At 55.8% G+C, this 11,586-nt stretch carries 12 protein-coding genes and 3 pseudogenes; 1 reads left to right on the top strand and 14 read right to left on the bottom strand.

Annotated elements, in window-relative coordinates; all coding sequences use genetic code 11:
- Positions 1-91 precede the first annotated feature (91 nt).
- Positions 92-313, top strand: coding sequence for a hypothetical protein (locus tag DXA15_RS06185; RefSeq protein WP_008645976.1), 222 nt, complete (start codon positions 92-94; stop codon positions 311-313).
- A gap of 63 nt (positions 314-376) precedes the next feature.
- On the opposite strand, the gene DXA15_RS06180 is transcribed toward DXA15_RS06185, so the two are convergent.
- The 14 genes and pseudogenes from DXA15_RS06180 to DXA15_RS06115 form a co-directional block, all read right to left on the bottom strand.
- Entirely contained in the window at positions 377-904 is a 528-nt protein-coding gene (locus DXA15_RS06180) for a lysozyme (RefSeq protein ID WP_032536910.1), read from the bottom strand.
- Positions 901-1,404, bottom strand: a complete 504-nt coding sequence (locus DXA15_RS06175; protein ID WP_008645978.1) for a DUF3872 domain-containing protein — start codon at positions 1,402-1,404, stop codon at positions 901-903. The genes DXA15_RS06180 and DXA15_RS06175 overlap by 4 nt, the downstream gene beginning before the upstream one ends.
- Positions 1,401-2,303, bottom strand: coding sequence for a toprim domain-containing protein (locus DXA15_RS06170; RefSeq protein ID WP_008645979.1), 903 nt, complete (start codon positions 2,301-2,303; stop codon positions 1,401-1,403). Before DXA15_RS06170 ends, DXA15_RS06175 begins: the two co-directional genes overlap by 4 nt.
- Positions 2,304-2,313: 10 nt before the next feature.
- The gene (locus tag DXA15_RS06165) at positions 2,314-2,889 is read right to left on the bottom strand and encodes a conjugal transfer protein TraO (protein ID WP_008645981.1); all 576 of its coding nucleotides are present in this window, start codon (positions 2,887-2,889) and stop codon (positions 2,314-2,316) included.
- A gap of 2 nt (positions 2,890-2,891) precedes the next feature.
- Positions 2,892-3,878, bottom strand: coding sequence for a conjugative transposon protein TraN (traN, locus tag DXA15_RS06160; protein WP_008645982.1), 987 nt, complete (start codon positions 3,876-3,878; stop codon positions 2,892-2,894).
- Between the two features lie 42 nt (positions 3,879-3,920).
- Positions 3,921-5,268 (bottom strand): annotated as a pseudogene (traM, locus tag DXA15_RS06155) (conjugative transposon protein TraM).
- Positions 5,249-5,557 carry a TraL conjugative transposon family protein gene (locus DXA15_RS06150; protein WP_008645986.1) on the bottom strand — a complete coding sequence of 103 codons (309 nt, stop codon included), beginning with the start codon at positions 5,555-5,557 and terminating at the stop codon, positions 5,249-5,251. Before DXA15_RS06150 ends, traM begins: the two are co-directional and overlap by 20 nt.
- 5 nt (positions 5,558-5,562) lie before the next feature.
- Positions 5,563-6,186, bottom strand: a complete 624-nt coding sequence (gene traK / locus DXA15_RS06145; RefSeq protein ID WP_004308925.1) for a conjugative transposon protein TraK — start codon at positions 6,184-6,186, stop codon at positions 5,563-5,565.
- Positions 6,187-6,216: 30 nt separating this feature from the next.
- Positions 6,217-7,221, bottom strand: a complete 1,005-nt coding sequence (gene traJ / locus DXA15_RS06140) for a conjugative transposon protein TraJ (RefSeq protein ID WP_008645989.1) — start codon at positions 7,219-7,221, stop codon at positions 6,217-6,219.
- A gap of 3 nt (positions 7,222-7,224) precedes the next feature.
- Complete coding sequence (locus tag DXA15_RS06135; RefSeq protein ID WP_008645990.1) at positions 7,225-7,854, bottom strand: DUF4141 domain-containing protein; 630 nt, start codon at positions 7,852-7,854, stop codon at positions 7,225-7,227.
- Positions 7,855-7,877: 23 nt separating this feature from the next.
- Positions 7,878-8,258 carry a DUF3876 domain-containing protein gene (locus tag DXA15_RS06130; protein ID WP_008645992.1) on the bottom strand — a complete coding sequence of 127 codons (381 nt, stop codon included), beginning with the start codon at positions 8,256-8,258 and terminating at the stop codon, positions 7,878-7,880.
- A gap of 50 nt (positions 8,259-8,308) precedes the next feature.
- Positions 8,309-10,812 (bottom strand): annotated as a pseudogene (locus DXA15_RS06125) (TraG family conjugative transposon ATPase).
- Positions 10,809-11,140: pseudogene (locus tag DXA15_RS06120) on the bottom strand (DUF4133 domain-containing protein). The pseudogenes DXA15_RS06125 and DXA15_RS06120 overlap by 4 nt, the downstream one beginning before the upstream one ends.
- Before the next feature lie 10 nt (positions 11,141-11,150).
- Positions 11,151-11,462, bottom strand: coding sequence for a DUF4134 domain-containing protein (locus DXA15_RS06115; RefSeq protein WP_008645602.1), 312 nt, complete (start codon positions 11,460-11,462; stop codon positions 11,151-11,153).
- Between the last annotated feature and the right edge of the window lie 124 nt (positions 11,463-11,586).

The following is an 11,586-nucleotide window of genomic DNA, read 5'->3' as shown; positions in this document are numbered from 1 at the left end:
TTCTTTCGGTGAGCATGATGGCGGACAAAGAAAGTAGCAAAGAAACCGCTGTCCCAATCTACGATAGTATTCACAAAAACAAGTTTTAATCATGGAAGAAATCAGACAGAACGGAAAAATCATCCTGTACAGTGATGACGGAACAAGCATAAGGATGATTTTCAAAAACCTCACGGGGAGGAATTTTCAAGGTCAGGAATATGCGGAGTATATCCGGCATATCGCAATCGGGGAGATGGGATTTTTGCCCGGCATCATAGAGCATTGCAGGAACGGTGAAGTAATCGGCAAAGGAAAAATCCCGAATGTATGAAAAGCGGAAAATCCGATGAAGTTGCGGCTTCATCGGATTTTCATTTGTCAGGCATTTGCCATGTTACGGAATGTACAGCAGCGCAAACTCCGCCTTTCTCCGTTTGAGCAGCATGGCGTGCCGTTTACCCTTGTAGTTGCAGAAAGCGATATATTCCCGGTAAATGTTCCTGTCGCCAGCCTCCAGCTTTCGGATCAGTTTGCTTTTGGGTATCTTCCCGCTCCCCAAAAGCCGGTATGGACCGACATTGTAGGCGAGCGTGGCAAGGAGCAGACTGTCACGCCCGAACTGGCGGAACATGGCGCAGAACTTCCGCAAGTCTTTCCGCAGAAGCGCGTCCGCCTGTCGCTTCGTCATGGTGCGTGCCGAATACCTTTCCCCCGGCTGCAACCGGTGTCCATACCCCACATACGGGTGATGTTTTTCCGAGTGCCAGCCTTCAAAATACTTCGTACACCGAACTGCCCACTCGAAAGGCGGCAGGCGGTAGATTGCCGCCTGCCCGTCCGTCCCCTTCTGACGGCTGTCCCGTGCGGACACGGAGCAGACCGCCAGCAGCGAACAGAGGATAGCCATGAATACACGCATCATCTTGGCAGAGGTTTGTAATTGCCTATGGGGATGACGGTCTGAATGTCGTCCTTCACGTTCCGGTTGTTGAAGTCAAATTCCAATTCGTAGGAATTTTTGAAATTGTCCTCCACCACCACGATGAAGTTGTGCGCCTCGTCGCCATCTGCCGTGTAGTACAGCCTGAACTTATCGTTTTCAAGCAGGTAGCGGTCGTTGGGCAGGAAGGTAATGCCGCCCGCCATCTTCAGCGTGCCTTCCCCCTCGAACTGGAAATACCGGATGGTGTAGAGCGTGTTGGCAAATTCGCCCGTCCTTTTCAGCTCACAGCGGATTTCCACCGTCTGCCCCTTCGTGACCTTGTTCGGCACGGGCATGGTTTCCACCGTGAAGGGATAGGATTGCTGGATGTCCATGTCGTCATCGCACGATGCGAGCGTGAGCGACACGGCGGCGAACAGGCAGAGTGCCAACGCCTTGAAGATGGATATTCTCTTGTTCTTGTTGTTCAGTATGTTCATTGTCCTTTGATTTTTAAGTTATTGTTCATTTCTTTTTTTGCTGTCAGTTGCAGATACTCGTTCAAGTCCTTGCAACCGTCATAGAGTGCGGAACGGTCACAGACACGTCCGCCGTAGTGTCCTTTGAGGGCTTCCAGCGTCCTCCGCCCGGCTTCGTCACGGTCGAGGAAGCAGTCGATGCGTCCATACCCGTCTAAGTGTTTCACCGCCTTACCCACGTTGGCGACGGAGTTCAGCACAAGGCTGTCGCCATTGCCGCCTATGCCGAGTGTGTCAGCGGACAAAAAGTCCATGAAGCCCTCGAACACGCTGCATACGTCAGAGGCGGTATCTTCCGGTTTTATCAGTGACACATCTTTCGGTGGTATGCAACCTTTGAATAGTTTGCTCCTGATTTCATAGCCGCCCGCCACGTTCGGGAAACCGATTGTGAAATACCGCTTTCCACGCACGCCATAGTTCAGGCGGCAACAGTGGCGGTATGCAACGGCATAAGGGATGCCCCGTTCCGCCAGATACTCTGTTAATGGTGAGCGGAGCAGTGGGACGGCTTCCACCCCCTCAAAGGCAGGTTCGGACGGTTCCGGCAGGTACAACGGCTTTTCCGATGCGACAAACGGCATACGGGCGGTTTCCGCTATGAATCTTGCCTGCGCCATGAAGTCACCGCTTCGGGCAAACTCCCCGGCAAGCGTGAAGATGTCACCGCCCTTGCCCAAACCGAAGTCGTACCAGAGCTGTTTCGCCACGTTCACACGGAAAGAGGGGGTGCGTTCACTGCGGTACGGCGCACGATACCACAGCTCGTTTCCGCTCCTCCGTACAGGCTCATGTCCCAACCGTGCGAGAAAGTCCGCGAGGGATATTTGCCTCATGGCGTCTATATTGGTCCCTTCCATGCGGCGTGTGTCAGTTGATGACGAACTTGATGCCCAGCCCCCATTGGCAGTGGAACTTCTTCGTGTCGCCACCCCACAGGCAACGCTCCCGGAGGTTGGCGAGCAGGGCGATACGGTCAGCCACGTAAAACTCCACATCGAGCGTCAGCGCACCGCCGTAGATGAAGGCGTCCCGGTCATGCAGCGTGGAGCCGTCATACAGCACCTTTTCGCCCCAATTCACCGATTCATACCCGGCGAGAGCCGAAGCCCCCGCATAGACGAACACGATTTTGCGGGCATCGGAAAGTATCTTGAAATAGTAGCCGCCCTCCGCCGTGAACTGCGCCACAGGTATGGAAGTGTCCTTGTAGGGGCTCTTTTTCAGGAGATACTCACCTCCGAATACCCATTTGTTCCCCTTCTTCGTGTAAGTGGAGAGAGCAGCCCCTAAACTGTACCCGCCGTCGTTGCCGCCGGGTTTGAATCCGTCCGCCAGATTCGCCCTTACCTCGATGCCCTGCATCTTCGGCAGGCATCGCTGGGCGTGCGCCTGCCCCGTGAACAGGGCAAGCGACGCGATGATTATTGCGATGTACTTTCTCATGGTCAGCGCACTTGAAGTTCGTTGATGGTATTGGCGCGCACCAAATCCTCGTTCTCGATCACGAAGGACTGGTGACGACCGCCGTTCTTCTCGTTCAGTTCCACAACGAGGCACTTGCCGTCGGGTATGGTGAACTTCGCCATCGTGAAGACCGTGCGTTCGCTTTTTTTGCCCGGCACGAGCGTGGCGTAGTTCTGCGCGCGAAGCGGCAGGATGATACGCTCCTGCACGGCGGTACGCTTCGCCACCTTCTTGTCCACGATTTTCCACGTGATGTAGTCCACATCGAAAGGCACGTTGCTCTGGTTCCTGATTTCCGTGTGGAAATACAGAAGCCCGTTGTGCGTGTAGATGCCTTTCAGAAGGTACTGGATGCCGAAACGCTTGCAGCCGATATGCTTCACCTCACGCTTGTTCTGCTTGTGGATGGACTTCATGATAAGGCGCACCAGCATGGGACTTTCACTGCCCAGCTCTTTCAGGTAGATTTCCTGCGCGTTGTTCGGACGGTTCACCGCCTCGCCGTCATGGATGAAGTCGCACATCTCCACGTTGAGCAGCAGCGGTTCGGCGGCGTACTTCACGTTGAAGGTGTAGAAACTCCCGTCCTCCGTGATTACGGACATGTTGGTTTCGTTCGGGAAGTTCCTCACGGTTGCCTTCACGCGGATGACGTTCTCCGCACCGTCGGCTTTGCCCGCAATCAGATCGGGCGAGCCTAAATCGACATAGCGCACTTCCGCCGGGAAGATGACATGCACGGTCTTGTCGTAGGTCACTTCCAAGCCGTGCGGGGGGACCATGCGGTCAAAGCCCAGCTTTCTCGTCAGACCGTGATACAGGTCTCCGTCCGCTTCTTTCTGCGGATAGACCTCCTTTGTCAAGGTCAGTTGGTCACTTCTGTTGGGCGTTTCAACGGTTACGTTTTCCTGCGCGTTGGCAGTTGCGATGCCCATAGCGAGGGCAAACATCATGATTACTTTTCTCATTACTTTGGATTTTTAGTGGTAAATAAAAATTTGATTGTTTCCTTAATTCACTTCCTGATAGAGCATGACCCTGTACCCGGCTTTCAGATGCACTTTGACGGTACGCATCTTCTTGGCAATGTACTGGCTCGTGCCTTGTATCAGTCCTTTTCCCAAGTCGGAGGCAAGCTGCGCCCCGGCATTGGTGGAGATGTTGATGCTGCTCCCCAGCGAGCCGCCCATGTTGGCGGCAACCTCCCGGACAGCGTTCATCTCCATCGAGTTGGGTATGAATATGCCGGGCTGCCCATCCGTGTCATAGACCTCCAACTCCACCGGGATAACCGTGCCGTCGTGTTCCAGCGAGGTGATTTCGATGGCAAGCCGTTCACCCTGAATCTTGGCTGCGCCGACCACCACCGCATTACGGGGGATGATCCTATCAGCTACCGCCATCGGCTCCAACAGCCGTAACCTGACCGCCTGCCCGTCCGTCACGCTCTGCGCCCCATAGACACATGCCGGTATGGTGTTCCTGTCCGATACGGTCGTGACACCCACCGCCGTGTTGAAACTGCGGTTGCGTTCCTGCGAGAAGGAAGCGACAAACTCGGCATTACTCATGGGCTGTCCGAGCGAGGACACCACCTGATGCGTCACCTGCCTTACGGGTTTTGCCGTGTTCTTTCCGGCTTTCTGCACGGGGGACGGCTCTGCGGTCTGTCCCGCTGCCGCCCGCGTGCCGTTCTGATTCCCATGTACTTCGCCGCCAGCTCGTAGGATTTTTCCATGAGTGCCACCTGCTCGTCCATCGTGGAGCTTCTCTCTTTTCCGCTTTCCAGTTCGGATTCGAGCGTGGCGATGCGTTCCAGCAGTTCGTCCATCTCCGCATTGTCGTTTTTCGGCTGCTCGTAGAAGTTGCCGAGCGTGGCATTGAGGTCGCGGTAGGCGGCTGCCGAGGACTGGATGGTCTTCGGTGCGGGTTTCTCCGCCTCTTCCGTTCCGCCGGGATTGGCAAGGTCGAAATCGCTGTCCCTATCCGCTGCCGCCGTTTCGCGGTCGAACAGGTCGCCCAACTGCTGCATGGCGCGGCTGCGGTTCTCCTGCCGTTCCTCCATTGCCCCCTGCTCGTAGGCTTTCGCCTTGTCACCGATAATCCGGCGGTTCTCCTTGTCCGCATCGGGCATCTCGATATTGTAGCCGCCTGTTCCCGGCTCCTGCTCCTTGCCGGAGGACGGGGCGAATATCAGCCACATCGCCCCGATGAATACCAGCACCATAGCGGGAAGCACTATCATTTTCTGGCGTTTCAGCGTTGGGCTTCGGTCAGCGGCTTGCGCTCCTTTTTCGGCTTGCCGTTACCGGGAGCCGCCTTGTTCTCGTTTTTTGGTTCATTCTTCGTCTGTTCCATATAAATAAGGTATTACATTGTGATTGTTATCCGGCTTCACGGACAGTTCCACCTGTCCGGCATGGTCTATCTCCATCCGGCTGCCGTCATTCCTGCCGATGTCATACACGGCTTTGCCGAAGGTGTAGAGGGCAAGTGCGGCGAATGCGGCGAGCATTGCCAGCACGATGCGCCTGCGTATCTTCGGCGGCAAGCCGTCCAGATAGCCCTTGAGCCTTGCTATCAGCATTTTCTTTTTATCGTGGAGTTTCCAATAGGTACTCCATAGTGATTTTCCGATTCCTTTCATGCCTGTTACCTTTTGATGGTTTGTAAATCCTTGTTCTCGATGATGGTGAATCCCTCGATGGTGAAACCGTTGGGGTTGTCGTCCGAACGGGACGAGTTCAAGAGGCGGCAGGTGGTCACGAGGCTGCGCTCGGTGACGTTGCTCTGCCGGATGATCTTCTGCGTGGCGTAGGTCACGGCACGGTAGGGATAGCCGTTGAAGTCGCACACCACGCTGTCCACCTTCAGCACTTGGTTGATGTTACCGGCGATGATGCGGTTGTAGTACCCCTTCTCGGCGAAGTCCGAATAGTAGTTGTACACGCTCTTGTCCGCCAGCAGCAACGCACGCTTCACGTTGTGTTCTATCGCGCTCTTTTCGGGCGAGAGCGTGAAGAACAGCTCGTGGAAGCGGCGCACATGCTCCCTCGCTTCCGCCGGACGGTTCTGCGAGAGGTCCTGCGAGAGTGCCAGCATCAGCGACTTGCCGTTGTCCAGCACATAGATCTTCTCACGCTGCCGCTCCGCGAAGCGGTAGGAACTCCACACGCTCCATACCGTTATCACGGCGCACAGCGAGAGGAAGACGATACCGAACAGGCGTATCTGCCGGAACGATGATTCGATGTTTTTAAGTGATTTGAATTCCATTTTACTTTTCCGTTTATAATTGCACATTGATTATTTCAGCAGTTTCCCGGCACGTCCGACCATGTTGCCTGCGGCTGCACCCGCCACGCTGCCCGCCATGCTTCCGGCGCGTCCCGCCATCTGGTTCACGTTGCGCCCGTAGCCGCCCATGCCCCCGGCTTGGATGATCCAGCCCGCCACCGTCGGAATGGTGAAGTAGCCGATGATGCCGATTATCATGAACACGATATACACCCCGTCGCTGGAATCCAGCGAGAAGTTGGGGTCGGTCTGCATGCGCTCGATGTCGCTCTGGAGCATCAACACCTGAATCTTGGCGAGTATGGTGCTGAATATGTCCGACACGGGCAGCCACAGATAGACCTGTATGTAGCGGCATATCCACTGCGTGAGCGTGCTTTGGAAGCCGTCCCACACCGATATGGCGAAGGCTATCGGACCGAGTATCGCCAGCACCACGAGGAAGAATGTGCGGATGGTGTCTATCACGAGGGCGGCGGCTTGGAACATCAGTTCCAGTATCTCGCGGAAGAAGTCGCGGATGCCCTTCTTCATCTTGTACATCCCCCGGTCGATATACATCCCCGCCATCGTCACCATGTCGGAGGGCGACCAGCCCAATTCCTCCAGTTGCTTGTCAAACTCCTCGTTGGACACGAGGTAGGCGGTTTCGGGATTGCGCACCATCGCCTCGTATTCCAGCCTGTCCTTCTGCTCCCGGTACTTGTTCATGTCCAGCGTCTGCGTTTCGAGCAGTTTCGCCGTGCCCTGCACGACGGGCGAGAGGACGCTGTTTATCGTGCCAAGCACCACCGTAGGGAAGAACATGATGCACAGACCGATGGCAAATGGGCGGAGCATCGGGAAGACGTCTATCGGTTCGGCTCTCGCCAACGACTGCCATACCCGGTAGGCGACATAGAAGAGCGCGCCCAGCCCGGCGATGCCTTTCGCCACGCCCGCCATGTCAGCGCACAGCGGCATCATCTGCTCGTAGAGCGAGCGGAGAATCTGGTGAAGGTTGTCGAACTCCATAGGCTACCAGTATCTTTCGTTCATGCTCCCGTACAGCCCCATGATGCGGTCGAGGTCGTTTTTCTTCTTCGCACGCAGGTAGCTCACGCTGATGTTCTTGTTGGTGTAGTAGCTCACGAGGTTGCGGTAACGCTTCATCTTGGAGTGGCAGCGTTCCACCACGTCCATGCGCTCCTTGTCCGTCATGGAGAGCGTGGTGATGTTCACCACGTTCTTCAGCTCCGTCAGCACGTCGTTGGATTCTTCCAGCAGCTTCGTGTACCCAAAGGCGATGGCTCCGAGTTCCTCCACCGTGAAGTTGTCGTCGCGCAGCATCTTCTGGAAGCTGGTCACGTAGATGTCCGTGATGTCGCCTACCATCAGGATGGTCTGCTGCACCTTGCGGGCGTCCTTGACCAGATTGTTCACCGATTTGAGGGCGTCGTAATACTTCTTGCCCTGCTCGTAGATTTTCACCGTTTCCTGAAAGTTGTTCACCATGTTGGCGGCGGTCTTCGAGGTGTGGATGATGTTCTTCGAGGCGTTGATGATGCCCTGCGCCAGATTGCCCGGATCGCTCACGACCCATTGGGCGGAAGCCCTGCCCGCGAAAAGCAGGCACAGGCAGATGGCGAATGTTATTCTTGTTCTCATGTTTCTTTGGATTTTAGCGGTTCTTATTTTTCTGCCGGAGTTTCCGGCTGCTGCTTCACACGCACGTAGTCCCCGTTGGGTGAGAAGGTCAGCACGTCGGAGGCTTCGTTATACGCCACGTCGATGCGGAAGCCGGTGTTCATGAACAGGTTGCCGTTCTCCTCCTGCAAGAGGTAGGTTTCCGGTTTCAGCTTGCGGCGGATGCCGCTCCGTTTGAATACCGTCACCTTGTAGGCTTCGCCCTCCTTGTAGATAAGCACGTCGGGCTTGCCCTCCACGCTTTCCCAGTTCCCGCACAGCAGGTCGCGGCGGTTCTCCGCCACGTCGCAGGATTGCAGCACCATGACCGCCAGTCCGATCAGACACTTGCTGACTTGCAGCATCTTCATTCTTGATATGCTCATACGCTTTTCTTTTTTTCGTTGATAAATCTGTTTTACCGATTATTGATTACTTATTTCTTGTTTCTCCGCCTTTCGGCAAGCTGCCGGATGGCGGCTTCGATGTCTCCGCCCAGCTGCTCCGCCAGACGGTACACCTCCACCTTCTCCGTTTCCTCGGTGGTGTACGCCAGATACTCTTCCGCGCTCACCTCGGTGGCATAGACCGCCGACTGCGTGCCGCCCAAGCCTATCCACACCTCCTTGTAGAGCCGTGAGGGGTTGTTCGCCATGTTGATGGAGAGTATCTGCGACTTCTCCTTCTCCGTCAGTCCGAGCAACGCCTGAATCTGGTCGAACTTGTTCATGTACTTGCGCTGGTCAAGAAGTATCTTGCAGTCGGAGTTGTTGATGATGCTCTCCTTGACGACGGGCGAGGAAATGATGTCGTCCACCTCCTGCGTCACCACGATTGCCTCACCGAAATACTTGCGCACCGTCTTGTACATATAGCGCAGGTAGTCAGCCATATTTGCCGACGAGAGAGCCTTCCAAGCCTCTTCCACGATAAGCTGCTTTCTCACGCCCTTCAACCTGCGCATCTTGTTGATGAAGGCTTCCATGATGATGATGGTCACTACCGGGAACAGTTCGCGGTTGTCCTTGATGGAATCGATCTCGAAGACGATGAACCGCTTGCCCAGCAGGTCGATGTTCTCCGCCGAGTTGAGCAGGAAGTCGTAGCGTCCGCCCCGGTAATACTGCCGCATGGTGGTAAGCATGTTGTCGATGTTGAAGTCCTCCTTCTCCACCTTGATGTCACGCTCCGCCAGTTCCCTGCGGTAGTCGTCGCGCATGTACTCGTAGAAGGTGTTGAACGAGGGGACGATGCTCCTGTCTGCCTGATGCGCTCGATGTAGGCACTCACGGCACTGCCCAATTCTCCACTTTCGGTTTTCGTCACCTTGTCGTCCTCCGACTTCCAGAGCGTCAGCAGCAGCGTCTTTATGCTGTCCTTCTTTTCCACGTCGAACACGTAGTCGTCGGTATAGAACGGGTTGAAGCTGATGGGCTTCTCCTCCGTGTAGGTAAAATACACGCCGTCCGTGCCGCCCGTCTTGCGCCGTATCATCTCGCATAGCCCCTGATAGGAGTTTCCCGTGTCCACCAATACCACATGCGCGCCCTGCTCGTAGTATTGCCGCACGAGGTGGTTCATGAAGAACGACTTGCCACTGCCCGAAGGACCCAATACGAACTTGTTACGGTTCGTGGTGATGCCCCGCTTCATCGGCAGGTCACTGATGTCGAGGTGCAGCGGCTTTCCCGTGAGCCTGTCCACCATCTTGATGCCGAAGGGCGAGAGCGAGCTGCGATAGTTGGTTTCCTCCGTGAAGAGGCACACAGCCTGTTCGATGAAGGTGTGGAAACTCTCTTCCGCCGGGAAGTCCGCAGCATTGCCGGGCATAGCCGCCCAATAAAGTGTCGGGCAGTCGATGGTGTTGTGGCGCGGCACGCACTCCATGCTTGCCAGCTGGCTGCCCACGTCGTTCTTTATGTGTTTCAGTCCCTCCGCATCGTCGCTCCACGCCATGACGTTGAAGTGCGCCCGCACCGAGGTCAGCCCGTAGGAGTGCGCCTCGTTCAGGTAGCGGTCTATCCACTCGCGGTTGATGCTGTTGCTCCTCGAATAGCGCGAGAGCGACTGCATATTCCTTGCGGACTTCTCGAATTTTTGGAGGTTCTCCTCGCTGTTGTCGATAATCACGTACTGGTTGTAGATGTGGTTGCAGGAGAGCAGCAGCCCCACCGGGGAGGCGAAGGAGAGGCGGCAGTCCGAGCGGTCGGTGGAGAGTTTCTCATACCGGGTGTCGGTAGCCACCGTGCCGGGCAGGTCTTCCGCGTCGGACAGGGTGTGCAGGCACAGGCGGTTGTCACCGATGCGCATCTCCCTTGCCGAGAGGTCGATGTCCTGCAACGTGGCGTCGCCTTCGGGCATGAGTGAGAAGTAACGCTCTATCAGCCCGGCTTTGCCGTCCGTCCCCACGATCTCGTCGGTGGAGAGGCGGCGCAGCCTGACGAAGCCGCTGTCGTTGATGATGCGCTCGAACTGTTCCGCAGCCTCCATGAACTTCGCGGCGGTTTCCTTATTCAGCTCCTTCGGGATAATATGCCCCCGGCACAGCGTGCTGAAATTGCTCTGCATCCGGTTACGCTCCTTTGTCGTCTTGGTCAGGTAGAGGTAGCACGTGTGCTTCAGGTACGGACGCTCGTTGAAGTGACGCTCGAAAGAGCGGCTCAAAAAACTCATGTCGTCCTTGTGAAGTTCCGGCGTGTACTTCTCCTTGATGAACCAGTCCTGCTTGTGGACGACGGAGAAGTCCGGCAGCACCTTGATCGCCTTGCACCAGCAGCCGTGTATCGCCTCGTACTCCGCGCCCGTCACGGTATAAAGCTCCGGCAGCTCCACCTCGAAAGCCACCGTGATGTCGGCGTCTTTGGATATGATGCAGCCTTGCTCCACCGCCATTAGCGGGAATTTGTTTTCCAGTGTTGTCATTTTGGATGTATTCCTCATGTCGTTTCTTCCTTTCGTTTCCGTTTGAATAATCGGGTGATCCGCCGCCGGTTGATAAGGTATCGGGGATGGCTCCTTGTTGCCCTAATTTCATCAGTCCGTGTTCGCCGTACCGGGCGTTAAGCGCGAAGGTCTGCCATACGAGGACGGAGGACGATGCCACGCCGAAGCCGATACATATCCACTGGTCGATGCCGACCATGTAGAGGATGATGAACAGGACGAAGAGAGCCAGCAGACCTCCGCAGAAGATGAAGAGGTACTGAGCCTTCAAGCCCTTGAACTCTACCGGACGGCCGATACCCTTGTTTATCGGGTATTCAGCCATACATTGTTTATTAAAGGAAGAATGAGCGCAGGATGGTGGCGGCGACAATCAGGAAGATGCACGCCCCGAACCACGAGGCGGCAGTCTTGGAGGTGTCGGGATCGCCGGACGAGAATTTCCCGTACACTTTCACGCCCCCGATAAGCCCGACTACCGCGCCGATGGCGTAGATGAGTTTCGTGCCGGGGTCGAAATACGAACTCACCATAGAGGTGGCTTCGTTGATGCCCGCGATGCCGTTTCCCTGCGCGAAGGCGGAGGCGGTTGCGGCAATAAGAAGTGCCGCAGATAGGATAAGTTTCTGTCTGTTGTTCTTGTTCATAAACTGTTCTTGTTTTGTGCCGTCAAAAGGGTGGATGGTCCTTTATCGGGCGGTTGATACTCGGTTACTTTTCTTTGGTTTAGTGGGCTGCCCGTTTGTTTCTACGGACTTGGGTGTGTCCGTT

Origin of the sequence: Parabacteroides sp. AM58-2XD (assembly GCF_003463685.1) — a bacterium.
Classification (GTDB): domain Bacteria; phylum Bacteroidota; class Bacteroidia; order Bacteroidales; family Tannerellaceae; genus Parabacteroides; species Parabacteroides segnis.
The sequence above is the reverse complement of the archived record's forward strand: the minus strand, read 5'-3'. Positions and strand labels throughout refer to the sequence as shown.

Coding starts and splice junctions, on each gene's coding strand:
- DXA15_RS06130 (WP_008645992.1), bottom strand. CDS start 8,258: ATGAGCATATCAAGAATGAAGATGCTGCAAGTCAGCAAGTGTCTGATC.
- DXA15_RS06135 (WP_008645990.1), bottom strand. CDS start 7,854: ATGAGAACAAGAATAACATTCGCCATCTGCCTGTGCCTGCTTTTCGCG.
- DXA15_RS06175 (WP_008645978.1), bottom strand. CDS start 1,404: ATGAACATACTGAACAACAAGAACAAGAGAATATCCATCTTCAAGGCG.
- DXA15_RS06180 (WP_032536910.1), bottom strand. CDS start 904: ATGATGCGTGTATTCATGGCTATCCTCTGTTCGCTGCTGGCGGTCTGC.
- DXA15_RS06170 (WP_008645979.1), bottom strand. CDS start 2,303: ATGGAAGGGACCAATATAGACGCCATGAGGCAAATATCCCTCGCGGAC.
- DXA15_RS06150 (WP_008645986.1), bottom strand. CDS start 5,557: ATGAAAGGAATCGGAAAATCACTATGGAGTACCTATTGGAAACTCCAC.
- traN (WP_008645982.1), bottom strand. CDS start 3,878: ATGAGAAAAGTAATCATGATGTTTGCCCTCGCTATGGGCATCGCAACT.
- DXA15_RS06115 (WP_008645602.1), bottom strand. CDS start 11,462: ATGAACAAGAACAACAGACAGAAACTTATCCTATCTGCGGCACTTCTT.
- traJ (WP_008645989.1), bottom strand. CDS start 7,221: ATGGAGTTCGACAACCTTCACCAGATTCTCCGCTCGCTCTACGAGCAG.
- DXA15_RS06185 (WP_008645976.1), top strand. CDS start 92: ATGGAAGAAATCAGACAGAACGGAAAAATCATCCTGTACAGTGATGAC.
- traK (WP_004308925.1), bottom strand. CDS start 6,186: ATGGAATTCAAATCACTTAAAAACATCGAATCATCGTTCCGGCAGATA.
- DXA15_RS06165 (WP_008645981.1), bottom strand. CDS start 2,889: ATGAGAAAGTACATCGCAATAATCATCGCGTCGCTTGCCCTGTTCACG.